Below are 21,664 nucleotides of genomic sequence, written 5' to 3' on the forward strand. Positions count from 1 at the left end.
CCACCCGACCGACGCCACGGCGAACAGAACGATCGCCGGAACGACGTTTCCGGGCGCCGCCGCCACAACCGCACCGACCGAGAACACCAGGCCGACCACGGCCAGCGCGCGCCAGCCCGGCTCGCGGGTGAACCGGAACAGGCTGATGCAGCACAGGGCGTAGAGGCAGATGGTCAACACCGTGCAGGCGCCGATCAGCAGGCCGAACTGATCCGCCAGCGTCGGCTGGCTGCTGGCCAGCACCATGACGGCCATCAGCGCGCCGTTGATCAGCGGATTGGTCAGCGGCAGCCGCCCCGGCCGCGCCGACGAGCCGAAGACGCGCGGCAGATAGCCAGCCTCGGCTGCGCTGCGCGCCGTCTCTCCGCCCAGCATGGTCCAGCCCGAGATGGTGCCCATCGCCTTGATCACGGCGCAGACCGCGACCAGACCCGCGATCGAGGCGCCGAACACGCGCGCGGCCAGGTCGGCGAAGGGGCTGGTCGAGGCGGCCAGCTGGCCGGCCGGGATCACGCCGAACACCGCCGTCGTCGCCGCCACATAGACCACGAGCGCCAGGCCCACGCCCGCGACGCTGGCGCGCCCGACGTCTCGGCCGGGGTTGCGGACCAGCTGCGACAGGGCCGCGGCGCTCTCCAGACCCAGGAAGGACCAGAAGATCACCACCAGCGCGGCCGGAATGCTCTGGCTCAACGATACGCCCGATGTGTTCCACGAGGCGGAAAAGGTGTCGCCGCTGAAGGCCACGGCCCCGGCCGCGATGGCCAGGACCAGGGGCAGCAGGCCGATCACCAGGGTCGCCGCGCCCAGACGCGCCGCCACCTTCGCCCCCATCGCATAGGCCGTGGTGGTGACGCCGATCAGGATCAGATTGCTGACCGCCGCCGGTCCCGGCTGGGCCAGGGCGGGAAAGAAGAAGGCCAGATAGCCCGTGCCCGCGATGGCCACCGCGACATTGCCCGTCAGGCACACGCCCCAATAGGCGATGGCGGTCTGATAGCCCAGAAACCGGCCCAGCCCGCGCCGGGTGAAGTCCGACAGGCCGTCGGCATCCGGCTGAAACCGGCCCAGGCCGGCGAACACTGCCGCCAGCACCATGGCGCCAGCCCCGCAGATCAGCCAGCCGATCAGGCTTGAGCTGCCGGTCGAAGCCAGGGCCACCGGCGCCAGATAGACCCCCGACCCGATCATGTTGCCCGCCACCACCAGGGCGGCCAGGCCCCAGCCGATGCGGCGTGCGGGAACGGGCAGGATCTCGGTCTGGCTCATGATTTCCGCTTTACGCCGGAATTCGCGATCCGTCCCAGGCGAAGACGCCTCCGCTGTCTGCGGGCGTCAGGCCATCGATGACCTTCAGCAGATGCGCCGCAGAAACCTCGGGCGTGAACAGCTTGCCGGGCACCACCCCGCGCTGGAACGGCTGGCTCAGCTCTGTGTCCACCGTGCCCGGATGCAGCCCGCAGATGATCGCCTGGGGGTGCGTGCGCGCCGCCTCCACCGCCAGGGTCTTCAGGATCATGTTCAGCCCGGCCTTGGAGGCCCGATAGGCATGCCAGCCGCCCAGCCGATTGTCGCCGATGGACCCCACCCGCGCCGACAGTACCGCGAACACGGCCCGCCGGTCGCGCGGCATCAGGGGCATCAGGTGCTTGGCGACCAGGGCCGGCCCGACGGCGTTGATGCGATAGTCGCGCAGCAAGTGATCCGCCGAAAGCTCGCGCATCGACCGCTCCGGCTTGAAGACGCCGTGAAGCACGCCGGTCGCCACGATCACCAGGTCCGGCGCGCCGTCCCGGACCACGCTTGCGGCGGCGGTCTGGATCGAGTCTTCGTCCTCCAGGTCCACGACACCGGCCTGGGCGCCGTCGATGGCCGCCGCTCGTCTCGACAGGGCGTGGATCGAACGAGACGGCGAGCGAGCGACCAGACCCCGCACCAGCGCCGCGCCCACCCCGCCCGAGGCGCCGACGATGACGGCCGGCCCGCGCGGCGCCTGCTTTTCCGTGTCCATTCGTCCGAACCTGCCCTGTCGGTCTTGCCCAAGCGGGACACTGACGGCAAAGCCTCGCCATGACCATCACCACGGTCGGCCTCGATGCCGACGACACCCTCTGGCACAACGAGACGATCTTCCGGCTGACCCACGCCCGGTTCGTCGACCTTCTGGCCGACCATGGCGACGAGGCGATGCTGCAAGGCCGGCTGGCCGAGGTGGAGAGCCGCAATCTGCGCCTCTACGGCTATGGGGTGAAGGGCTTCACCCTGTCGATGATCGAGACGGCGATGGAGCTGACGAACGGCGACCTGCCGCCCCATGTCGTACGCGAGATCCTGGCCGCCGGGCGCGAGATGCTGGCCCATCCAGTCGAAACCCTGCCCGGCGTGGACGAGGCCCTGGCCGAACTGTCCGAGAAATATCGCCTTGTCTTGGTGACCAAGGGCGACCTGCTGGACCAGGAGCGCAAGCTGGCCGCCTCGGGCCTGGGCGATCTGTTCGCCGCCGTGGAGATCGTGTCCGAAAAGACCCGCGCCACCTACGACCGCGTCTTCGCCCGCCACGGCACCGGACCCGAAGAGGCCGTGATGGTCGGTAATTCGATGAAGTCCGACGTGCTGCCCGCTCTGGAGGCCGGCGCCTTTGCGGTGCACATCCCCTACGTGGTCACCTGGGCGCACGAACTGGCCGACGCCCCGGAAAACCACCCCCGATATGGCGCCCTGGAGGCGATCGACCGCCTTCCGGGCTGGATCGCGGCGGCAGAGCGGGGCTAGGGTCGCGGGCGCCATCTGGGGACCGCCATGATCACCGTCCATCACCTCGCCGATTCCCGCTCGCAGCGCGTGCTGTGGCTGCTCGAGGAGCTGGGCCTGCCCTATGAGGTGAAGCGTTATGAGCGCGATCCCAAGACCATGCTCGCGCCGCCGGAGCTGAGGGCCATCCACCCCTTGGGCAAGTCGCCGGTGGTGGACGACGGCGACATACGCGCGGCCGAAACAGGGGCGATCGTCGACTATCTGCTGGACATCCACGGCCAGGGGCGGTTGAAGCCCGCGCCGGGCACGGCCGAGGCGCGGCGGTTCACCTATTGGCTGCACTACGCGGAGGGTTCGGCCATGACGCCGCTGCTGCTCAAGCTGGTCTTCAGCCAGCTGCCCAAACGCGCGCCGGGCCTGATGAAGCCGGTCGTCAACGCCATCGCCGCCAAGGCCCAGTCCGGCTTCGTCGACCCGCAGCTGAAGTCGCACGTCGACTATTGGGACGCCGAGCTGGGCAAGTCCGAATGGTTCGCCGGCGACGCCTTCACGGCGGCCGACATCATGATGAGCTTCCCCGTCGAGGCCGGTGCGACACGGGCCTTCCGACGCGAGGACAAGCCGCGCCTGGCGGCTTTCCTGGACCGCATCCACGCGCGGCCCGCCTATCAGCGCGCCTTGGAGCGCGGTGGGCCCTACGCCTACGGATGATGCAACCCTCGGGCCATGTCGCCCGTTTAGCCGCCATGCGTCTGAAAACTGTCCAAGTCATCGCCGGGCTTTTCGCCCTCGTCGCCTTCGTTCTGGCCTTCATGGCCGCCGGGGCCGCCTTGGCGTCGGGTCTGTTCATGCTTCTGGGCATGGCCGCGCTGGCGTTCGTCGCCTGGAGCCTTATCAAAAGCATGTTTTCGCGCGGTCGGTCCGGGCCGCCCGCGCCCACCGCCTGATCATACCTTGAAGTTTCGGCCGTCCGGCCTTAGCCTATCTGCCCCGCTGCGAGCGCCCCGCAGCGGGCTTTGTGTCGCTTAAACGTCTTCTTTCTCAGCTTTCGGGCGAAAATAGAAAACTCACGCTCAATGGAAAAAGTGCCGATGACGGCCGGGGGCTATCGGGCCCTCGACGATCAGTTGAAGCAATTGAAGTCGGTCGAAAGGCCGGCGGTGATCGCGGCCATCTCCGAGGCGCGCGCGCACGGCGACCTGTCCGAGAACGCCGAGTATCACGCCGCCAAGGAGCGTCAGGGCTGGATCGAGGGTCAGATCGCCGAGATCGAGGACAAGATCAGCCGCGCTCAGATCATCGACGTGTCCAAACTGTCGGGCAGCCAAGTCAAGTTCGGCGCCACCGTCACCATCGTTGACGAGGACACCGAGGAAGAGGGCGCCTACCAGATCGTGGGCGAGCACGAAGCCGACGTGAAGGACGGCCGCATCTCGGTCGCCAGCCCGATCGCCCGCGCCCTGATCTCAAAGGAGGTCGGCGACGTGGTCGAGGTCAACACGCCCGGCGGCGTGAAGGCTTACGAGATTCTCAAGGTCGAGTGGAAATAGTCCGATGACCGATCCGACCGGGACGCGTCCGCCTCTGGTGTCGCATGTCTCGGTCGGCGTCACCGACCTCAGCCGCGCCGGCGTCTTCTACGACGCGGTGATGGCCGTGCTCGGCGCGCGTCGGCTGATCGAGCACGGCGTGGGCCTCGGCTATGGCCGCGCCTTTCCCGAGTTCTGGGCGACCTCGCCCCATGACGGGCGCGACGCCCGACCCGGCAACGGCGGCCATGTCTGCTTCAACGCCGAGACGCCTCAGGCCGTGACCCGGTTCCACGCCGCCGGTTTGGCCGCCGGTGGTCTGGATGATGGCGCGCCCGGACCGCGACCGACCTATGCGCCCGGCTATTACGCCGCCTTCCTGCGCGATCCCGACGGCAACAAGATCGAGGCCATGTGCTGGATCCGCCGCGACGAACCCGCCCAGCCGTGACCCCGCCGCTGCGGATCTGGGCGGTGTCAGACGGCCGCGCCGGGATCGAAAATCAGGCGCTGGGACTGGCTGAGGCGGTCGCCCGCCTGACACCTTCAGAGATCACCCGCAAACACCTCCGCTGGCGCAAGGCGTTCGACTGGCTGCCCGTCGAGGTCAAGGCGCCGGCCATGCTCGACCCGGCCTCCGATCCGGTGACTGGCGACCTGCCCGACATCTGGATCGCGGCAGGCCGAGCCACTCTGCCGCTATCAATCCGCATGAAGGGGTGCGGGCCCCTTGTCGTCCAGGTCCAGAATCCTCGACTCAGCCCCGCCCTGTTCGACATGGTCGTGGCTCCCGCCCATGACGAGGTGGAGGGCGACACGGTATTCGAGATCATCGCCTCGCCCCACCGCATAACTCCAGACCGCATCGCCGCGGCGTCACAGGCCTTCGCGGACAGGCTGGAGGCCTTGCGCCGCCCTCGCGTGGCGGTGCTGATCGGCGGTCGGTCCAAGGCCTTCGACCTGACCGACAGCCATGCCGCCGAATTGGCCGATCGGATCGCCCAGGCGGTCCAAGCCGCCGGCGGGGCGCTGATGCTGACGTTCTCGCGGCGCACGCCCGCCTCGGCGCAGGCGATCATGACCCAGCGACTGCAGGCCCTGCCCGGCTGGATCTGGGACGGGACCGGCGAAAATCCCTTGTTCGCCTTCCTGCACTTCGCCGACCACATCCTGGTGACCGAGGACAGCGCCAACATGGCCGCCGAGGCCGCCTCGACCGGGCGTCCGGTGCACGTCCTGCCGATGGTGGCGCGCCGGCCCGCCGGCAAGTTCGCGCGCCTGCACGCGGACCTGGCCGAGCGTGGCGCCACCCGGCCGTTCGACGGCGCGCTGGACGGCTGGGCCTATGAACCCCTGGCCGAAACCGAGCGGGCGGCCCGGGCCGTGCTGGAAGCGTTGGCGGCTAGAGGCGGCTGAGCAGGTCGCGCGCGAAGTCCGACAGGGTATCGTCGCGCGCGCCCATGACGACGATCCGGTCGCCCGGCTGGGCCAGTTCGATCAGGCGGTCGCCGCAGGCCGCGCGGTCGCCCAGCGCCTGCGCCTGACGTCCCGCCGCGCGCACGCCCTCGGCGATGTCCTCGCTGCTGACGCTGCGGTCGGTCGTGCCGCCGTAATAGACCGGCTCGGGCATCAGCAGCACGTCGTCCGGACGCATCAGGCCCGCGAAACCCTCGATGAACTCCGACTTCATCAGCTTCAGCGGGCCGAAGCCGTGCGGCTGGAACAGGATCAGCAGCCGTCCGTCGAAGGCGTGCAGGGTCTTCAGCGTGGCGGCGATCTTGTCGGGGTTGTGGGCGAAGTCGTCGATGACGGTCACGCCGTTCGCGGCCCCCACCACCTCGAGCCGACGGCGAATGCCCTGGAACGTCTTCAGCGCCGCGATCCCTGCGTCCAGATCGACGCCCAGCGCCCGCACGGCGCCCAGGGCGGCCAGGGCGTTGGCAACGTTGTGTGCGCCCGGCGCGGCCAGCTCGACTGGGATGCGGCGGGCGCCCGCGCGATCGTCCAGCACGAAGCGCATCCCGCCGGCCAGCGGCTCGAGGTCATGCGCCGACAGGTCCGCTTCGGCGACGCCCAGCGCAAAGGTCACGACGGGCCCGCGCGCCGCCCGATCCTGGGCTAACGCCGCCGTCTCCAGGTTGTCGAGGTTCAGCACCGCCGTTTCTGACCGCTCCACGAAGCCGCCGAACAGGTCGCGCAGCTCCTCCATCGACTTGTGGTCCAGCGAGATGTTCGACACCACCGCCACCGTCGGCCGATAGCGGGCGATGGAGCCGTCGCTCTCGTCCACCTCTGCGGCGAACAGGCCGGCGTCGCCCACGACCGCCGATGCGAAGGGGTTCTCGGCCGAGACGAAGTTCTTCATCACCGCGCCGTTCATCACGGTGGGCCTTCGTCCAGCCTGGTCCAGGATCCAGGCGATCATGCCGGTGATGGTGGACTTGCCGCTGGTGCCCGCCACGCCGATCGAGGTCTGGGCCGCGTTGAACAGTTCGCTGAGCAGTTCGGGCCGCGTCTTGATCGTCGCGCCGACGCGCCGGGCCGCGGCGATGTCGGGCACCGTGTCCTCGACCGCCCCGGTCGCGACCAGCATCTGACCGGCGCGCACGCCCGAGCCGTCCTGGGGGTGCAGGGCAACGCCGCGGTCACGCAGCCAGGCGAACTTGTCCGGCGTGCGGCCCTGATCCAGCGCCCGGTCCGAGCCCGCGATGCGCCCGCCGTGCGCCTGGACGATCATGGCCAGGGGCAGCATGCCGGACCCGCCGATCCCGCAGAAGAAGTAGTCGTCGCTCATCGGCTTGATTTCAGTCCGCGAAACCGGGGAATGTCCGGCGGCCTCGATAGCATGGAGGCCGCATCGCTCAAGCCACGCTATGAGGGTGGCGCAACCGCGCTCAAGCAGCCATTCGCCGCGCGAATGGCGATAGCGCAAGAATAATGGGGCCGCATGAAGATCGGCATCGTCAACGCCAGCTCGCGCTTCGACCCCGCCCGGGGCGAGGCGATCGAGGCCTTCATGGCCCAGCGGTTTCCCGACCGCTCGGTGTCGGTTGTGCTGCACCCTTCGCTCTATTCCAAGCACGGCCATTTCGGCGGCGACGACGCCTCGCGCGCCCGTGCCTTCATCGAGTTCGCCAACGACCCGCGCCTGGACGCGATCTGGTTCGCGCGCGGCGGCTACGGCTCGTGCCGCATCGCCGAAGCTGTCGTGCCGCGGCTGAACGACGTGGCGCGCAAGAAGCGCTACCTCGGCTATTCCGACGCCGGCAGTATGATGGCGCTGATGTACAAGGCCGGCTTCACCGGCCTGGCGCACGGGCCGATGGCGTCGGACGCCGTGCGCGATCCGGCCGCGGCCGAGCGGGCCCTGGCGTGGCTGACGCGCGGCGAGGCTCTGGAGTGGGAGCCCTCTCTGGCGGCCGACCCTCGGCCGGCCGTGGCCTTCAACCTGACCATCCTGGACCAGCTGGTCGGCACGGCGCTGGAGCCCGACCTGTCGGGCCATGTCGTCATGATCGAGGAGGTGTCCGAGGCGCTGTACCGGGTCGACCGGATGATGTTTCACCTGACCGGCCAGGCTTCGATCCGGCGCATCGCCGGCCTGCGCCTGGGCCGCGTGTCGGATGTCACGCCCAACGACCCGGAGTTCGGTCTGACGGCCGAGGAGATCGTCCGCTACTGGTGCGACCGCTCGGGCATCGCCTACCTGGGAACCGCCGACATCGGCCACGACCGCATGAACAAGGTGGTCCCGTTCGGCCCGCGCGGCTAAACCGGAGCCAAGGGAGACACGCTGATGACGACGCGATCCAACGCGCCCGCCTATATGACCGGCTTCGCCAATCATTTCGCGACCGAGGCCGCGCCCGGCGCCCTGCCGCAAGGCCGCAACTCGCCCCAGCGTCCTGCAATGGGCCTGTATGCCGAACAGTTGTCTGGCACGGCCTTCACCGCGCCGCGCGACCATAATCTGCGCAGCTGGCTTTATCGTCTGCGGCCGTCGGCCCAGCACGGCCCCTATGTCCCCTTCGATCAGGGGCGGGTGCGCTCCACGCCCTTCGACGAGACGCCGCCGAACCCCAACCGCATGCGCTGGGACCCGCTGCCGATGCCGGATCAGCCGACCGACTGGATCGAGGGACTGGTCACCTATGGCGGCAATGGCGACGCGGACGCGGCCCTGGGCGTCGGCATCCACCTGTACGCCGCCAACCGATCGATGATCGACCGCGTCTTCTACGACGCCGACGGCGAGCTGCTGATCGTGCCGCAGGACGGCGCGCACCGCTTTGTCACTGAGCTGGGCGTGATCGAGGCGCAGCCTGGCCACATCGTCCTGATCCCGCGCGGCGTGCGCTTCCGAGTCGAGCTGGACGGCCCGTCGCGCGGCTATGTCTGCGAGAACTACGGCGCGCCGTTCCAGCTGCCGGACCTGGGGCCCATCGGCTCGAACGGCCTGGCTAATCCGCGCGATTTCGAAACGCCGCAAGCCTGGTTTGAGGACGTGGATCGTGCGACCCAGTGCGTCCAGAAATACGGCGGCCGGTTGTGGGCCACGACCTTCGATCATTCGCCGCTGGACGTGGTGGCCTGGCACGGCAACTACGCGCCCTGCCGCTATGACACCGCCCGGTTCAACACCATCGGCACGGTCAGCTTCGACCACCCGGACCCGTCGATCTTCACAGTCCTGACCAGCCCGTCGGACACGCCGGGCACGGCCAACTGCGACTTCGTCATCTTCCCGCCGCGCTGGATGGTGGCCGAGGACACCTTCCGTCCGCCGTGGTTCCACAGAAACGTCATGAGCGAGTTCATGGGCCTGATTCACGGCGCGTATGACGCCAAGGAGGGCGGCTTCGCGCCCGGCGGCGCCTCGCTGCACAACCGCATGAGCGGCCACGGCCCGGATCAGGCCAGCTGGACCGGCGCCACCAGGGCCGAGCTGAAGCCGCACAAGATCGAGAACACCCTGGCCTTCATGTTCGAGACTCGCATGCCGATCCGGGTCACGAAATGGGCGGAGCAGTCGCCGCAGATGCAGCTTGACTACGATGACTGCTGGTCGGGCTTCGACAAGGGACAGGTCCAATGAAACTCTCCGCCATCGCCGCCGCCTTCGGGCTGCTGCTCGCCGCCTGCGCGCCCACGCCCGGCGCCGAGACGACCGGCCCCGAGGCCGCGGCTCCAGTCCAGAGCGCCGACGCCCAGGCCTGCGCCCGTCGCGGCGGAGAGATGCGCCAGGTCGGCCGCATGCAGAGCTGGCAGTGCATCGTCAAATACGCCGACGCCGGAAAGCGCTGCACCGACGGCGCGCAGTGCCAGGGCGATTGCCGCGTTCAGGGTGACCACGCCCGACCGGTCGAGGGCCAGGCCGTCGCGGGCGTCTGTCAGGCCGACAGCGACCGGTTCGGCTGCTACACCACCATCAAGGACGGCAAGGCCGAGCCGACTATCTGCGTCGACTGACGGCCAAAAACGGTATCGGCCAAGCCTTGCCGTTAGGGCGTCACCGCCCCAAGTTGCGGAGCTGAAGCCCGAAAATCCGATCCGCCGCCAGGAGCGCCGATGCCGCACGCCGACAGCCTGATTCTCACTCTGGTCGGCGGCTTCGTGCTGGCCTTTGTGTTCGGGATGGCGGCCAATCGGCTGAAGCTTTCGCCCCTCGTCGGCTATCTGGTCGCGGGCGTGATCGTCGGCCCCTATACGCCCGGCTATGTCGCCGACATGGAGCTGGCGCCCCAGCTGGCCGAGATCGGCGTCATTCTGCTGATGTTCGGTGTCGGCCTGCATTTCTCGCCGCAGGACCTGATGCGGGTGCGCAAGGTCGCCGTGCCGGGCGCGGTTGTCCAGATCGCGGCCGCGACCGGCCTGGGCTGGCTGCTGGGCCGCTTCGTGCTGGGCCTTTCGGATGTCGAGGCCATCCTGCTGGGCTTCTCACTGTCGGTCGCCTCGACGGTCGTGCTGATCCGGGCGCTGGAGGAGCGAAAGCAGCAAAAGGGCGAGATCGGCCGCATCGCGGTCGGCTGGCTGATCGTCGAGGATCTCGTGATCGTCATCGCCCTGGTCATGCTGCCGCTGCTGGTGACCCCGGCGGGTCAGCCGATCCAGGCCGCGGCTCTGGCGGGCGACGTCGCCTGGACCCTGGTCAAGGTCGCCGCCTTCGTGGGCCTGATGTTCGTGGTCGGCGGCCGGGTGCTGCCCTGGCTTCTGGTGCGCATCGCCCACACCAAGTCGCGCGAGCTGTTCACCCTGGGGGTGCTGTCGATCGCCCTGGGCATCGCCTGGCTGGCCTATGAGGTCTTTGGCGCTTCGTTCGCCCTGGGCGCCTTCGTGGCCGGCCTGGTGCTGAACGGGTCACCGCTCGGCCACAATGCGGCGGAGCGGTCGCTGCCGCTGCGCGACGCCTTCGCCGTGCTGTTCTTCGTGTCGGTGGGCATGCTGTTCGACTGGCACATCATCCTTCGCCAGCCCTGGGCCGTGTTCGGCGTGGTGGCCATCGTCATCGTCGGCAAGTCGCTGGCGGCGCTCGCCATCGCCAAGCAGTTCGGCCTGGACCGCAAGACCGGCCTGACCGTCGCCGCCAGCCTGGCCCAGATCGGCGAGTTCTCGTTCATCCTGGCCGCGCTTTCCATGAGCCTGGGGGCCATGAGCCGCGAGACCCACGACCTGATCCTGGCCGCGGCCCTGATCTCGATTTCGGTTAATCCGTTCGTGTTCAGGCTGATCGACCGCCTAGGCGCGCCGCCCGCGCCGCCGCGCATGCCCGGCGATCCGCCCGAGAAGCTGGCGGCCGATCAGATCAAGGCCATCCCCGATCCGACCAGCCCCAGCCCCGAACCAAAGCCGGCCTAGGCCTACCGCTAGACGCGGCGAATCTGGACCGGCCTCAAGCAGCGCGAAGCGCGGCAGGCCAGATCAAGGGCCTCAAGTAGCGCGAAGCGCGGTAGGCCAGATCAAAGGCCTCAAGCAGCGCTAAGCGGGATAGGCCAGATCAAAGCACCCCGATCATGCTGGCCACCAGCGGGTGGCGCACGATGTCGCGTTCCGCCAGTCGCACCACGGCGATCTCAGGCACCGCCTCAAGCCGCGCCGAAATGTCCGAGAGCCCTGAGATGCCGGGCAGCAGATCGGACTGCTGAGGATCGCCCGTCACCACCATGGTGGAATGCCAGCCCAGGCGCGTCAGCAGCATCTTGAGCTGGACGTAGGTGCAGTTCTGCGCCTCGTCGACGACGATGAAGGCGTTGTTCAGCGTGCGACCCCGCATGTAGCCGACCGGCGCGATCTCGATCAGGCCTTCGGCCATCAGCGCCTTGACCCGCTTCATCGACAGCCGGTCCGACAGGGCATCGTAGAGCGGGCGCAGATAGGGGGCCAGCTTATCCTCCATGTCGCCGGGCAGGAAGCCGATGGATTCGCCCGCCTCGACCGCCGGGCGGCTAAGGACGATGCGGCCGACCTTGCCGGCCTCCAGCGCTTCGACCGCCTTGGCCACCGCCAGATAGGTCTTGCCGGTCCCGGCCGGGCCCAGGGCCATGACCAGGTTGTGGTGGTCGATCGCCTCCATCAGTTCGGCCTGGCCGTCGGACTTGGGCTTCAGCGTCTTGAGATAGGCCTGGTCGCGGTCGTCGTTGGAGGGGTGAGGCGACCAGCCGGAGTGTGTCGGCAATCGCCGAACCTTGGACTCCTCCGTGAACTGCCGTGAATCCAGCACGCCTTCGCGCATTTGACGCTTCAGGGCCGCACGTTTGGTCATGGACGCCTCCAGGCAATAAAAAAGGCGGACCCGATCGGGTTCCGCCTGAGACAGGGGGTGGGGAGGATGACGACAGAGCAGGACGCGCCGCCTGGGTCGGATGGAGAGCCAGCCTCCAGCGGCCGCAACCGCCGATCCGAACACGCCACGCGCATTCTCCTGGGCCTGACCGGACCGGGCTTGATCCGGCTTCGGATTGGAGGCCAGAAACGAGAGGCCTCGAATCGCTTCAACACACTGATGCTATCGTGGTTTCCAAAGGCTTAAAGGCCCTGTCGTCAAAAAGATAAGGTGATGAATTCATGACAGTCTTCGCTCTGGACGACAAGAAACCCGCTTTGCCGGCCGACGGCGAATACTGGATCGCGCCCGGCGCGACGGTTCTGGGCGACGTGACGATGAAGTCCGGCGCCAGCGTCTGGTTCGGCGCCGTGGTGCGCGGCGACAACGATCCGATCGTCATCGGGCGCGACACCAACATTCAGGACGGCAGCGTCCTTCACTCCGACCCCGGCCAGCCGCTGATCATCGGCGACGGGGTGACGGTGGGCCACAAGGCCATGCTCCACAGCTGCACCATCGGCGACAACAGCCTGATCGGGATAGGCGCGGTGATCCTGAGCCGGGCGGTGATCGGCCGGGACTGCATCATCGGGGCCAACGCCCTGATCACCGAGGGCAAGGTCATCCCCGACGGCTCCCTGGTCATGGGCCAGCCCGGCAAGGTGGTGAAAATGCTGGAGCCGGGTCAGATCGAGGCGCTGAAGGTCTCGGCCCAGCACTATGTGCAAAACTGGAAACGCTACGCCGCGGGCCTGAAACCCGCCTGAATCGCGGCGCTCAACGAAAACGCAAGGCTTTTGCCCTTCAATGCCCGGATGGCGGCCCGTGACTTGCAACGCGGCTGCGACGTTTCAATTCGGGAGTTCGAGCCCATGCGGGTGCGGATCAAGACCTGGCTGCCGGCGATGTTCGGTTTCTTCGCCGTTATGGCCGTGGCCGACACGGCCGCCGCGCAATGCAGCTCGGGCTGCACGCCGCCGCCGCCGCCATGCTGCGCGCCGCCGCCCCCTCCGCCGCCGCCGCCTCCTCCTCCCCCTCCGCCTCCGCCTCCGCACGTGCCCTGCTGCACGCCGCCGCCCCCGCCCACGCCCTGCTGCGGCGGCGGCAACGTGAATGTGAACGTCAACATCAACGCCGGCGCCAATGCGAACGCCAGCGCCTCGGCGCGCTCGGCCATCAACGCCCGCGCCGGTTCGACCGTCTATGTCGGCGGCGGCGGCTCGGCCTATGTCCACGTCGACCAGCCGTATCCCACCGCCATCCAGGGCCTGAACGTCGAGGGCGCCCGCGTCGCCCAGCTGATCCGCGTGCCCTTCACAGCCACCCGCTCGATCCGCAAGCAAGTCGTGATCCGCGCCGTCTGCATCGACGACCGCAACGTGCCGCACCCCGCCTCCCAGGTTCGTCCCGGCCGCGACGTGCGCGAGGACTACGAGGGCGAGCTCTATCGCTGCATCGCCGGTTCGCGGCTGCAGATGTCGATCGCCGACTGGAACGGCCAGGCCGACTTCGACGGCGGCGAAACCCTGATGTGCCGCAAGCGCGAAGCCCTGTGGCATGGCGGCGGCGGCCGCATCGAATGCCGCCCCGAAAAGCCGGAGCGCGACTGCAACGAGCGCTCGCTGCTGCGCCGCTATGGCGCGGGTCTGAAGGTGCTGACCCTGTATCGCGAAGAGACCTACACCGAGTACCGCGAAGAGATGGTCGAGACCCAGGGCGTGGCCGTGGCCGGCGCCAGCATGGTTCTGGACGGCGGCGTCGGCGGCCGGGTGTTCTGATCCGATCTGTTCGAGACACGCGCATCGGGTCATGATGGCCCGATGCCCACCACCCTCTACATCGACGCCGACGCCTGCCCGGTGAAGGAAGAGGTCTATCGCGTCGGCCGGCGCTACGGCCTCAAAACCTTCGTCGTGTCCAACGCCTGGATCAACACGCCGCGCGAGCCGCTGATCGAGCAGGTGGTGGTCGATGCCGGCCCCGACGTGGCCGACGACTGGATCGCGGAGCGCGCCGGGCCGGGCGACGTGGTCATCACCGCCGACATTCCACTGGCCGACCGCTGCCTAAAGGCCGGCGCCCAGGCGTTGAAAGCCAACGGCCAGCCGTTCACGCCCGACAGCATCGGCTCGGCTCTGGCTGGCCGCATGGTGGGCGAACACCTGCGCTCGATGGGCATGGCGACCTCCGGTCCGCCGCCCTTCTCCGCCGCCGACCGCTCACGCTTCCTGCAGGCGCTCGACGCCGCCGTGGTGCGGGCGCGAAAGGCCGCCTGATGGGCCGCATTCCTGAAGATGAGCTGGAGTTCCGCTTCTTCCGCGCCGGCGGCCCGGGCGGCCAGAACGTCAACAAGGTCTCGACCGCGGTGCAGATGCGCTTTGACGCGCTGAACTCGCCGTCGCTGACCGAGGGAGCGCGCGCGCGGCTGATGAAGGCGGCTGGGTCAAAGCTGACCCAGGACGGCGTGATCGTCTTCACCGCCACCCGCTTCCGCACCCAGGAGCGCAACCGCGCCGACGCCATCGAACGGCTGGAAGCCTTGGTCGAAGAAACCTGGCGCGCGCCGGCCTATCGCGTTCCCACTCGCCCGACCCGGGCGTCCAAGGAGCGGCGGCTGAAGGCCAAGTCAGGCCGCGCCAGCATCAAGAGCGGGCGCGGCAAGCCCGCGCTGGATTAGGCTGCGGGCTTGGGCCGGAACAGCAGCACGCCGACCTTATCGTCCTCATCGAAGCCGATGACCCACTGCGTTTCGGCATTGGCGAACACCACCTCGAACAGGGCCGCACCCTGCTGCTCGCCGGCGTGACTGACGCTGCGCAGTTCACCGAAGCCCTGAACCAGAGGAGTGACTTGGGCCGCCTGGCCGCGGATCTGGGTCGCCAGGTTGTCGCTGAACACCGAATAGTCGAACTCTCCGGTCTGGGCCGCGGCGATGATCTCTCTCAGGGTGCGCTCGGCTCGGGCCACATCAGGGGCTTGCGCCTGTTCTCCAGGCTGCGCCTGAGCGGCCTGGGCGGCGGCCTGGGGTGCCGCGGCGCGGGCGGCCGGATCGTCGAAGGTGTTGGGCGCCGCGCCGGCCGCCGCGGCCGGACGGCTCTGCGCCGATGGGGCGGTCTGGGCCAGGACGGCGACGGGCGCGGCGGCCAGCATCAGGGCCAGGGCGAGCGACTTCATTCAGCAGTCTCCGAAAACGATCAGCCGAGGATCGCGGGCCAAAGCGACAGAAGCAAGGCGGCGCCCGAGGCCAGAACCGCGGTGGTCACCGCCGCCACCATCCAGGCGGGGGCGCGGCCGCGCTCCACGATCACGGTGGTCGGCGCGGCGGGTTCTTCCTGAACCTTGCGGGCGACCGCGCGCAGGGCGCCGATCAGCTCGTCCAGCGTCTCCTTGATCTGCGCCTGCGGGCCCAGCTCGCGCCGGATCCAGCGCTCGACCACGGGCCGGGCGGCCGCCCACAGGTCGTGGTCGGGGTTCAGCCGCCGGGCCACGCCCTCGACCGACACCATGGTCTTCTGCAGCAGGATCAGTTCGGGCCGCAGGTGCATGTCGAACAGGGCGGTGATCTCGAACAGCTGGCCCAGCAGCCGGCCCATCGACACCTGTGACGCCTGTTTGCCGATCACGGGCTCGCCGACGGCGCGCAGAGCCTGAGCAAAGGCCTGGACCGAATGCTGCGGCGGCACGTAGCCGGCTTCGAAGTGGACGCGGGCGATCCGGTCGTAGTCGCGGCTGAGGAAGCCCCACAGGATTTCGGCCAGATAGCGCCGCTCGGCCGGGCCCAGCCGACCCACGATGCCGAAATCCACCGCCATGACTTCGGCCGGCGCAGAGGCGAACAGATTGCCCTCGTGCAGATCGGCGTGGAAGGCGCCGTGGTCCAGCGCCTGCACCAGAAAGGCGCGCACGACGTTGTCAGCCAGGGCGTTCTTGTCCAGGCCGGGCTGCTGGGCCGCGGCGGGATCCGTCATGGGCAGGCCCGTCGCCCATTCCAGGGTCAGGACGCGACGGCCCACGCCGTCCCACACGACCGCCGGAGCCGTCATGTGGCCCCCGCCCTCCTCGGACGCCGCCTTGCGCATGACGTCGCCCATTTCGGAGGCCGCCGCCGCCTCCAGCCTCATGTCCAGTTCAAGCTGAAGCGCGCGGGCGATGGTCTCGACAAAGGCCGAGGGCTCGAGGCGTCGCGCCGCCGGAACCAGCCGATAGACGACCCGCGCCGCCAGCCGCATGGCGTCCAGGCCGCGCGCGACCTTGCGCTCGACGCCGGGTCGCAGAATCTTGACCGCCACCTTGCGGCCGTCGGCCAGCCAGGCCGGATGCGCCTGGGCCAGGGAGGCGGCCGCGACGGGCTCGCCAAAGTCGATGAACAAGCTTTCGACGGAGCGGCCCAGCGAGCGCTCGACCTCGCGGCGCGCTTCCTCGATCGGGAAGGGCGGCAGCCTGTCCTTGAGCCGGCCCAGGTCCGAGGCGAACTGCGTGCCGAATATGTCGGCGCGGGTGGCCAGCACCTGACCCAGCTTGATCGCCACCGGGCCCAGATGTTCGAACGCCTGCCCTACCCGCTGGCCCGGACGGCCGGATCGGCCTTCGCGACCCGAGAACATCTGCACGAAGCCGGCGATGGGCCGCGCCCAGGTGGGCAGCAGAGGCGTCACCTCGCGCGGGATCAGCGCGTCATGCCGCGCCAGAACCCAGCCCCAGCCGATCAGCCGCCAGGACGCGCCCCAGGGATCGCGCACCGGTTCGGCCAGGGGCGCGGGCGGCGGCGTGCCGATGACCATCCGGCTGGTCAGATCGCCCACCCGTGATGGATAGCGGCCACGCCGCCCGACAGATTGGTCACCGAGACGCGACTGAAGCCTGCGGCCTCGATCATGGCCTTGAAGGTGGTCTGGTCAGGGAAGCGGCGGATGCTCTCGACCAGGTATTGATAGCTGTCGCGGTCGCCCGCGACCCAGCCGCCAATGCGGGGAATGGCGTTGAACGACCAGACGTCATAGGCGGCCCTGACAGGCCCCGTGGTTGGGCGCGAGAACTCCAGACACAGGAAGCGCCCGCCGGGCTTGAGCACGCGCCGCGCCTCGCTGAGCGCGACGGCCACTTCAGCCACGTTGCGGATGCCGAAGCTGATCGAATAGGCGTCGACCGAGGCGTCGGGCAGGGGCAGGGCCATGGCGTCGCCGACGGTCCACTGCATCTCGGGCTCGCCGCCCTTTTCGACCCCGGCCATGATCATCTCGGCGTTGTAGTCCAGCACGATGACCGAGGCGTCCTCGCCGCCGCGCCGCTGCTGGGCGGCGCGCGCCATCTTGGAATAGCGGCGCGCCATGTCTCCGGTGCCGCCGGCCACGTCCAGGATGACCTCGCCCGGCCGCGGATTCAGCTTGGCCGCCGCTGCATCCTTCCAGAGCCGGTGCACGCCCGCGCTCATCAGATCGTTCATCAGGTCGTACTTGCCGGCGACGCTGTCGAAGACGCCGCGCACCATGCGCACCTTCTCGCGCGCATCGACGTCGCGGAAGCCGAAGGTGGAGGTCTTGCCCGAAAGGGGATCGGCGGCTTGGCTCATGGCCGTGCTCTAGCCCGTCCCGGTCCGGTCGTCACCTGTCGCGGCGACGCTCACGCCGGATTGGGGCGCGGCAGGCCCAGGTCCTTCATCACGCCGCGCATCAGGCCGTAACAGCCGCAGGCCGCGCCCTCCAGCGCCTTGCGGTCCGTCACCTCGACCCAGCCTCGTCCCCGCTGGATCAGCGCGCGGCCCTCCAGCTCGGACCCGACCTCGCTGACGGTGGCGCGGCGCACGCCCAGCATGCGGGCGATGTCGGCCTGGGTCAGATCGAACCGGTCGCCCTCGGCCCGGTCGTGCAGGGTCAGCAGCCAGCGCGCCAGACGCTGGTCCAGCGGATGCTGGGCGTTGCAGGCCGCGACCTGCTGCACCTGGGCGAACAGACCCTCGGTGAACTTGGCCAAGGCGGTGCGCATGGGCTCGCTCTTGGCCAGGGCCTCGGCGAAAACGTCGGCGGGACAGCAGGCCGCGACGCCCTCGATCTGGGCGATGGCGCGGCTGGCGGCGCGGGCGTTCAACGGCCCGCAGGTCACGCCCACCAGACCCTCGCGGCCGATGGCGGCGGTCTCGATCAGCCGGTCCTGATCCAGAACCGTCATCAGGGATACGACCCCGGACAGGGGAAACCAGACCTCCCCCACCGCTTCACCGGCGTCGTAGAGCATCTGGCCCTGTTCGAAGGGGCGCTCGTTCAGGTGAGGCTCGATGCGCCGGCGGTCGGCGGCGTCCAGCGAGGCGATCCAGAGGTTGTCCATGGCTTACAGCTCCGCTTGCCGATCCTCAACGCTGAAGCTTGAGCCGCGTTCCGCTTGGCGCCGCTCGGAGCGCGGGTTAGTCCGTAGGCAAAGGAGACGCCCATGACCGCCCTCGATGTCCAGGCCGTGCTGAAGGATTTGCCCCGCTGGTCCGACCATCCGGGGGATCGCCCGGCCATCGCCCGGACGGTGCGCTTCGCCGATTTCAACACCGCCTTCGGCTTCATGACGCGCGTGGCGATCAAGGCCGACGCCATGGATCACCATCCCGAGTGGTTCAACGTATACGACCGCGTCGAGATCGTGCTGACCACCCACGACGCCGGCGGCGTGACCGACAAGGACGCGACCCTGGCCCGCTTCATCGACCAGGCCGCTGAACAGGCGGGCGCGAAATGAGCGGCCGCGTCTCCGGCAAGACCGTCCTGATCACCGGCGCGGCCGGCGGCCTGGGCGAATCCATGGCCTGGATGATGGCGCGCGAGGGCGCCCGGCTGGCTCTCAGCGACATCGACGGCGAGCGCGCCCGCGGCCTGGCCAAGGCGATCAACGGCCAACATCCCGACGCCGCCTTCGCCTATGCCCACGACGTCGCCAGCGAGGATCAATGGCGCGAAGTGGTGGCCTCGGCCGTCGCCGACCTGGGCGGTCTGTCGGTCCTGGTCAACAACGCCGGCGTGGGCGGTCCCCTTGCGTTCGTCGAGGACGACACCGTCGAGAACTGGCAGCGTCAGTACGAGATCAACCTTCGCTCGGTCATGCTGGGCGCCAAGCACGCCATGCCCCATCTGCGCGCGGCGGCCCCGGCCTCGATCATCAACATCTCGTCGATCGCGGGCCTGGCGGCGGCGCCGGGCATGGGCGCCTACAACGCCACAAAGGCGGCCGTGTGGATGTACACCAAGACCCTGGCGCTCGAGGCGGCCAAGGCGGGCTGGAACGTGCGCTGCAACTCGGTGCATCCGGTCTTCATCAAGACCGCCATCCTGGACCCGTTCGTCGCCATGGCCGGCGGCGACGAAGGCAAGGCGCACGAGCGCCTGTCGCGCGGCATTCCGCTGAAGCGGATCGGCGAGCCGGACGACGTGGCCTATTGCGTCCTCTATCTGGCGTCCGACGAGTCCAAGTTCGTGACGGGGTCGGAGTTCAAGATCGACGGCGGCATGACCGCCCAATAGGGCCTAGACCGCCTCACCGCGCAGCAGACGCGGCAGGTCGCCGGTCGCGCCGCCCGCCTCGTGCATGAAGGCGCGACGCAAGGGGGCTATCCTGTTGACCGCCGCCATGCCGAGATCCCGCGCCAGCCGAACCGGCGCCAGATCGTTGGAGAACAGGCGCACGAAACCGTCGAAGCCGGCGGCCAGCGCCGCATTGTCGAACCGCCGCCAGCGGGCGTAGCGGTCCAGCACGATCTCCGACCCGATGTCCTCGCCGATGCGCGCGGCCTCTATCACCACCTCGGCCAGGGCGGCGGCGTCCTTCAGCCCCATGTTCAGCCCCTGGCCCGCGACCGGGTGCACCGCATGGGCGGCGTCGCCGATCAGGGCCGTGCGCGGCGCGGTCAGCCGCTCGGCCAGGCTCAGCGACAGCGGATAGACGAAGCGCGGCCCCTCGACCTTAGCCCAAGGCTGCTCAGGAGTGGCCAGGAAATCGCCGAACCGCCGCATCAGATGCGCGTGGAAGGCCGCGTCCGAGCAGGTCTTGAGCGCCTCAGCCCGGCGCGTCGTTTCGGTCCAGACCAAGCTGGCGCGCTGGTCGGTCAGCGGCAGGATCGCGAAGGGGCCGGCCGGCAGGAAATACTCGTGCGCGACATTGCCGTGGTCGCGGCCCAGGCGAACCGTGGCGACCACGCCCGACTGTTTGTAGCCCCACCCCAGGGTGTCGATGCCGGCGGCCTGGCGCACGGTCGAGCCGCGCCCCTCGGCCCCGACGACCAGCGCGGCGTACAGGCTCCGACCGTCCTGCAGCGTCACCACCGCTCCACCCACGCCGGCTTCGACCCCGGCCACCGCAGCCGGCGCCAGGACGGTGATGTCCGACGCCTGGACGGCCTTCGCGAGGGCCGCGCGGATCCGGCGGTTCTCGACCATGTAGCCCAGGGGTTCACCGCCGGTCCGATCCCCGATCTCGTCGGCGTCAAAGCGCAAGAAAGCGGGCGAGGCGGCCCGGCTGGCGGCGCCGGGTCGACGCCCGTCGGTCACCAGGATGCGGTCCATGCGGCAGGCGTGCGGCCGCAAACCCTCGCCCAGTCCAAGGGCGTCGAGCATGCGGAATGTGGAAAAGGCGACGGCGGTCGATCGGCCGTCAAACGTCGGCGCAAGCTGCGCCTGAAAGGGCTGGGGATCGATCAGGGCGACCTTCAGTCCGCCCTGCGCCGCGGCCAGGGCAAAGGTCGCGCCCGCCATGCCGGCGCCGGCGACCACCACGTCATATCGTTCGATCTGGGCCATGGCCGCTTGTCGCGCCGATGGCGGCGCGCGGCAAGGGCGCCGATCAGGGTCCGGGCGCGGCGAAATCCCGCTGGCGTCCGCGCGCGGCTCGCGATACGGCGCCCCATGCACTGGCCCGTCGATCCGCACCTGTATTTCACCTTCCTGGGCGTGATGGCGGTGATGGCGATCACGCCCGGGCCGGCCAATCTGTTCGCTGTGGCGACCGGGGTGGCCAAGGGGCGGGCTGCGGCGCTGGCGGGCATGGTCGGCATGAATACGGCGACCCTGGTGTGGTTCGGCGCGGCGGCGCTGGGTCTGGGCGCCCTGGTCAAGGCCTTCCCCGAGGCCTTCCGCCTCATCGCCATCGGCGGCGCCCTCTATGTCGCCTGGCTGGGCCTCAAGGCCTGGCGCGGCGCGTTCCGCACGGCGCAGGAGCCCGAGACGCCCGCCATCCGGCGCGGCCGCAGCGCCATCGTCGACGGCTTCATGGTCCAGATCGCCAACCCCAAGGCCATCCTCTTCTTCACCGCCGTGCTGCCGCCGTTCCTGGACGTGAACCGGCCGGTCGTGGCGCAGCTGGCCCTGTTCGCCGTGGCGGTGATCGCTCTGGACGCGCTTTCGATGAGCGCCTACGGCCTGGCCGGCGCGGCCCTGTCGAGGCGCATGGCGCGGCCGGGTTTCCGCCGCGTCTTCGGCCTGATCGTCGGCGGCCTGCTGATAACGGCGGCGATTCTGATTGTCGCGCGATTATAGACACTTGAGTCAGACGGAACCGCAGCCGTTCATGCCCCGTTCAGCAGGAACAG

The 21,664-nt window shown here is 69.3% G+C and carries 27 protein-coding genes; 17 read left to right on the plus strand and 10 right to left on the minus strand.

The annotated features are described in order from the left end of the window. Nucleotides 1–1,269 (minus strand): amino acid permease (locus ACK4I0_RS09140; protein ID WP_409610172.1); only part of this gene is annotated, 1,269 nt, incomplete at its 3' end. 10 nt (nt 1,270–1,279) lie between these two features. After that, entirely contained in the window at nt 1,280–2,011 is a 732-nt protein-coding gene (locus tag ACK4I0_RS09145) for an SDR family NAD(P)-dependent oxidoreductase (protein WP_409610174.1), read from the minus strand. A gap of 59 nt (nt 2,012–2,070) precedes the next feature. Between ACK4I0_RS09145 and ACK4I0_RS09150 the strand changes: the two genes are divergently transcribed. The 6 genes from ACK4I0_RS09150 (at nt 2,071) to ACK4I0_RS09175 (ending at nt 5,699) form a co-directional block, all read left to right on the plus strand. Further along, the gene (locus tag ACK4I0_RS09150; protein ID WP_409610176.1) at nt 2,071–2,772 is read left to right on the plus strand and encodes an HAD family hydrolase; all 702 of its coding nucleotides are present in this window, start codon (nt 2,071–2,073) and stop codon (nt 2,770–2,772) included. A gap of 27 nt (nt 2,773–2,799) precedes the next feature. Continuing rightward, nucleotides 2,800–3,465, plus strand: coding sequence for a glutathione S-transferase (locus ACK4I0_RS09155; RefSeq protein ID WP_409610178.1), 666 nt, complete (start codon nt 2,800–2,802; stop codon nt 3,463–3,465). A gap of 35 nt (nt 3,466–3,500) precedes the next feature. Further along, nucleotides 3,501–3,701 carry a hypothetical protein gene (locus ACK4I0_RS09160; RefSeq protein WP_409610180.1) on the plus strand — a complete coding sequence of 67 codons (201 nt, stop codon included), beginning with the start codon at nt 3,501–3,503 and terminating at the stop codon, nt 3,699–3,701. A 129-nt stretch (nt 3,702–3,830) separates the two neighbouring features. Beyond that, nucleotides 3,831–4,304: a transcription elongation factor GreA gene (gene greA, locus ACK4I0_RS09165; protein WP_409610181.1), complete on the plus strand. Its 474-nt coding sequence runs from the start codon at nt 3,831–3,833 to the stop codon at nt 4,302–4,304. Between the two features lie 4 nt (nt 4,305–4,308). Next, complete coding sequence (locus ACK4I0_RS09170; RefSeq protein WP_409610183.1) at nt 4,309–4,734, plus strand: VOC family protein; 426 nt, start codon at nt 4,309–4,311, stop codon at nt 4,732–4,734. Beyond that, on the plus strand, nt 4,731–5,699 hold the full coding sequence (locus ACK4I0_RS09175; protein WP_409610185.1) for a mitochondrial fission ELM1 family protein: 969 nt from the start codon (nt 4,731–4,733) through the stop codon (nt 5,697–5,699). The genes ACK4I0_RS09170 and ACK4I0_RS09175 overlap by 4 nt, the downstream gene beginning before the upstream one ends. Here ACK4I0_RS09175 and murC read toward each other — a convergent pair. Then, nucleotides 5,686–7,077, minus strand: a complete 1,392-nt coding sequence (gene murC / locus ACK4I0_RS09180) for a UDP-N-acetylmuramate--L-alanine ligase (RefSeq protein ID WP_409610187.1) — start codon at nt 7,075–7,077, stop codon at nt 5,686–5,688. The two genes, ACK4I0_RS09175 and murC, sit on opposite strands and share 14 nt — an antisense overlap. A gap of 153 nt (nt 7,078–7,230) precedes the next feature. Between murC and ACK4I0_RS09185 the strand changes: the two genes are divergently transcribed. The 4 genes from ACK4I0_RS09185 to ACK4I0_RS09200 all read left to right on the plus strand — a co-directional run bounded on the left by ACK4I0_RS09185 (nt 7,231) and on the right by ACK4I0_RS09200 (nt 11,138). Continuing rightward, nucleotides 7,231–8,055 carry an LD-carboxypeptidase gene (locus ACK4I0_RS09185; protein ID WP_409610189.1) on the plus strand — a complete coding sequence of 275 codons (825 nt, stop codon included), beginning with the start codon at nt 7,231–7,233 and terminating at the stop codon, nt 8,053–8,055. Between the two features lie 24 nt (nt 8,056–8,079). After that, a complete protein-coding gene (hmgA, locus tag ACK4I0_RS09190) occupies nt 8,080–9,378 on the plus strand; it encodes a homogentisate 1,2-dioxygenase (RefSeq protein ID WP_409610191.1) in 1,299 nt (432 codons plus the stop codon). Continuing rightward, nucleotides 9,375–9,752 (plus strand): hypothetical protein, encoded by a 378-nt coding sequence (locus tag ACK4I0_RS09195; RefSeq protein WP_409610193.1) that lies wholly within the window; start codon nt 9,375–9,377, stop codon nt 9,750–9,752. The genes hmgA and ACK4I0_RS09195 overlap by 4 nt, the downstream gene beginning before the upstream one ends. Before the next feature lie 99 nt (nt 9,753–9,851). Then, nucleotides 9,852–11,138 (plus strand): cation:proton antiporter, encoded by a 1,287-nt coding sequence (locus tag ACK4I0_RS09200; RefSeq protein ID WP_409610195.1) that lies wholly within the window; start codon nt 9,852–9,854, stop codon nt 11,136–11,138. A gap of 139 nt (nt 11,139–11,277) precedes the next feature. Here the strand turns inward: ACK4I0_RS09200 and ACK4I0_RS09205 are convergent, their stop codons facing one another. Continuing rightward, on the minus strand, nt 11,278–12,054 hold the full coding sequence (locus ACK4I0_RS09205; RefSeq protein ID WP_409610320.1) for a PhoH family protein: 777 nt from the start codon (nt 12,052–12,054) through the stop codon (nt 11,278–11,280). A 290-nt stretch (nt 12,055–12,344) separates the two neighbouring features. On the opposite strand from ACK4I0_RS09205, the gene ACK4I0_RS09210 reads away from it, so the two are divergent. Next, a complete protein-coding gene (locus ACK4I0_RS09210; RefSeq protein ID WP_409610197.1) occupies nt 12,345–12,872 on the plus strand; it encodes a gamma carbonic anhydrase family protein in 528 nt (175 codons plus the stop codon). On the opposite strand, the gene ACK4I0_RS09215 is transcribed toward ACK4I0_RS09210, so the two are convergent. Beyond that, on the minus strand, nt 12,845–13,078 hold the full coding sequence (locus ACK4I0_RS09215; RefSeq protein ID WP_409610199.1) for a hypothetical protein: 234 nt from the start codon (nt 13,076–13,078) through the stop codon (nt 12,845–12,847). The genes ACK4I0_RS09210 and ACK4I0_RS09215 overlap by 28 nt on opposite strands. Nucleotides 13,079–13,214: 136 nt before the next feature. Between ACK4I0_RS09215 and ACK4I0_RS09220 the strand changes: the two genes are divergently transcribed. From ACK4I0_RS09220 to arfB, 3 genes are read left to right on the plus strand one after another with little or no spacing between them, the layout of a single operon-like run. Next, entirely contained in the window at nt 13,215–13,883 is a 669-nt protein-coding gene (locus ACK4I0_RS09220; protein WP_409610201.1) for a hypothetical protein, read from the plus strand. A gap of 42 nt (nt 13,884–13,925) precedes the next feature. Beyond that, nucleotides 13,926–14,381: a YaiI/YqxD family protein gene (locus ACK4I0_RS09225; RefSeq protein WP_409610203.1), complete on the plus strand. Its 456-nt coding sequence runs from the start codon at nt 13,926–13,928 to the stop codon at nt 14,379–14,381. Further along, a complete protein-coding gene (gene arfB, locus ACK4I0_RS09230) occupies nt 14,381–14,782 on the plus strand; it encodes an alternative ribosome rescue aminoacyl-tRNA hydrolase ArfB (protein ID WP_409610205.1) in 402 nt (133 codons plus the stop codon). Before ACK4I0_RS09225 ends, arfB begins: the two co-directional genes overlap by 1 nt. Here arfB and ACK4I0_RS09235 read toward each other — a convergent pair. The 4 genes from ACK4I0_RS09235 to ACK4I0_RS09250 are packed head-to-tail and all read right to left on the minus strand — an operon-like array spanning nt 14,779 to nt 18,426. Then, a complete protein-coding gene (locus ACK4I0_RS09235; RefSeq protein WP_409610207.1) occupies nt 14,779–15,279 on the minus strand; it encodes a hypothetical protein in 501 nt (166 codons plus the stop codon). The genes arfB and ACK4I0_RS09235 overlap by 4 nt on opposite strands. A gap of 20 nt (nt 15,280–15,299) precedes the next feature. Beyond that, nucleotides 15,300–16,907: a 2-polyprenylphenol 6-hydroxylase gene (ubiB, locus tag ACK4I0_RS09240; protein WP_409610209.1), complete on the minus strand. Its 1,608-nt coding sequence runs from the start codon at nt 16,905–16,907 to the stop codon at nt 15,300–15,302. Next, the gene (locus tag ACK4I0_RS09245; protein ID WP_409610211.1) at nt 16,895–17,674 is read right to left on the minus strand and encodes a class I SAM-dependent methyltransferase; all 780 of its coding nucleotides are present in this window, start codon (nt 17,672–17,674) and stop codon (nt 16,895–16,897) included. Before ACK4I0_RS09245 ends, ubiB begins: the two co-directional genes overlap by 13 nt. 50 nt (nt 17,675–17,724) lie before the next feature. Then, nucleotides 17,725–18,426: a Crp/Fnr family transcriptional regulator gene (locus tag ACK4I0_RS09250; RefSeq protein WP_409610213.1), complete on the minus strand. Its 702-nt coding sequence runs from the start codon at nt 18,424–18,426 to the stop codon at nt 17,725–17,727. A gap of 102 nt (nt 18,427–18,528) precedes the next feature. On the opposite strand from ACK4I0_RS09250, the gene ACK4I0_RS09255 reads away from it, so the two are divergent. Then, nucleotides 18,529–18,825: a 4a-hydroxytetrahydrobiopterin dehydratase gene (locus ACK4I0_RS09255; protein ID WP_409610215.1), complete on the plus strand. Its 297-nt coding sequence runs from the start codon at nt 18,529–18,531 to the stop codon at nt 18,823–18,825. Next, nucleotides 18,822–19,604, plus strand: coding sequence for an SDR family oxidoreductase (locus tag ACK4I0_RS09260; protein WP_409610217.1), 783 nt, complete (start codon nt 18,822–18,824; stop codon nt 19,602–19,604). Before ACK4I0_RS09255 ends, ACK4I0_RS09260 begins: the two co-directional genes overlap by 4 nt. A gap of 3 nt (nt 19,605–19,607) precedes the next feature. Here ACK4I0_RS09260 and ACK4I0_RS09265 read toward each other — a convergent pair whose 3' ends face one another. After that, complete coding sequence (locus ACK4I0_RS09265; RefSeq protein WP_409610219.1) at nt 19,608–20,876, minus strand: UbiH/UbiF/VisC/COQ6 family ubiquinone biosynthesis hydroxylase; 1,269 nt, start codon at nt 20,874–20,876, stop codon at nt 19,608–19,610. A 105-nt stretch (nt 20,877–20,981) separates the two neighbouring features. Here ACK4I0_RS09265 and ACK4I0_RS09270 point away from each other — a divergent pair, with 105 nt between their 5' ends. Next, entirely contained in the window at nt 20,982–21,611 is a 630-nt protein-coding gene (locus tag ACK4I0_RS09270; RefSeq protein ID WP_409610221.1) for a LysE family translocator, read from the plus strand. Nucleotides 21,612–21,664: the final 53 nt, after the last annotated feature.

It is taken from the genome of Brevundimonas sp. (genome assembly GCF_046295775.1).
Classification (GTDB): Bacteria; Pseudomonadota; Alphaproteobacteria; order Caulobacterales; family Caulobacteraceae; genus Brevundimonas.

Excerpts from the sequence above, each read along its gene's own strand:
- ACK4I0_RS09265 (WP_409610219.1), bottom strand. The coding sequence starts at position 20,876 with ATGGCCCAGATCGAACGATATGACGTGGTGGTCGCCGGCGCCGGCATG.
- ACK4I0_RS09200 (WP_409610195.1), top strand. The coding sequence starts at position 9,852 with ATGCCGCACGCCGACAGCCTGATTCTCACTCTGGTCGGCGGCTTCGTG.
- ACK4I0_RS09150 (WP_409610176.1), top strand. The coding sequence starts at position 2,071 with ATGACCATCACCACGGTCGGCCTCGATGCCGACGACACCCTCTGGCAC.
- greA (WP_409610181.1), top strand. The coding sequence starts at position 3,831 with ATGGAAAAAGTGCCGATGACGGCCGGGGGCTATCGGGCCCTCGACGAT.
- ACK4I0_RS09170 (WP_409610183.1), top strand. The coding sequence starts at position 4,309 with ATGACCGATCCGACCGGGACGCGTCCGCCTCTGGTGTCGCATGTCTCG.
- ACK4I0_RS09185 (WP_409610189.1), top strand. The coding sequence starts at position 7,231 with ATGAAGATCGGCATCGTCAACGCCAGCTCGCGCTTCGACCCCGCCCGG.
- ACK4I0_RS09160 (WP_409610180.1), top strand. The coding sequence starts at position 3,501 with ATGCGTCTGAAAACTGTCCAAGTCATCGCCGGGCTTTTCGCCCTCGTC.
- murC (WP_409610187.1), bottom strand. The coding sequence starts at position 7,077 with ATGAGCGACGACTACTTCTTCTGCGGGATCGGCGGGTCCGGCATGCTG.
- ACK4I0_RS09255 (WP_409610215.1), top strand. The coding sequence starts at position 18,529 with ATGACCGCCCTCGATGTCCAGGCCGTGCTGAAGGATTTGCCCCGCTGG.
- ACK4I0_RS09155 (WP_409610178.1), top strand. The coding sequence starts at position 2,800 with ATGATCACCGTCCATCACCTCGCCGATTCCCGCTCGCAGCGCGTGCTG.
- ACK4I0_RS09245 (WP_409610211.1), bottom strand. The coding sequence starts at position 17,674 with ATGAGCCAAGCCGCCGATCCCCTTTCGGGCAAGACCTCCACCTTCGGC.
- ACK4I0_RS09235 (WP_409610207.1), bottom strand. The coding sequence starts at position 15,279 with ATGAAGTCGCTCGCCCTGGCCCTGATGCTGGCCGCCGCGCCCGTCGCC.
- ACK4I0_RS09225 (WP_409610203.1), top strand. The coding sequence starts at position 13,926 with ATGCCCACCACCCTCTACATCGACGCCGACGCCTGCCCGGTGAAGGAA.
- ACK4I0_RS09210 (WP_409610197.1), top strand. The coding sequence starts at position 12,345 with ATGACAGTCTTCGCTCTGGACGACAAGAAACCCGCTTTGCCGGCCGAC.
- ACK4I0_RS09250 (WP_409610213.1), bottom strand. The coding sequence starts at position 18,426 with ATGGACAACCTCTGGATCGCCTCGCTGGACGCCGCCGACCGCCGGCGC.
- ACK4I0_RS09145 (WP_409610174.1), bottom strand. The coding sequence starts at position 2,011 with ATGGACACGGAAAAGCAGGCGCCGCGCGGGCCGGCCGTCATCGTCGGC.
- ACK4I0_RS09260 (WP_409610217.1), top strand. The coding sequence starts at position 18,822 with ATGAGCGGCCGCGTCTCCGGCAAGACCGTCCTGATCACCGGCGCGGCC.
- arfB (WP_409610205.1), top strand. The coding sequence starts at position 14,381 with ATGGGCCGCATTCCTGAAGATGAGCTGGAGTTCCGCTTCTTCCGCGCC.
- hmgA (WP_409610191.1), top strand. The coding sequence starts at position 8,080 with ATGACGACGCGATCCAACGCGCCCGCCTATATGACCGGCTTCGCCAAT.
- ACK4I0_RS09270 (WP_409610221.1), top strand. The coding sequence starts at position 20,982 with ATGCACTGGCCCGTCGATCCGCACCTGTATTTCACCTTCCTGGGCGTG.
- ACK4I0_RS09195 (WP_409610193.1), top strand. The coding sequence starts at position 9,375 with ATGAAACTCTCCGCCATCGCCGCCGCCTTCGGGCTGCTGCTCGCCGCC.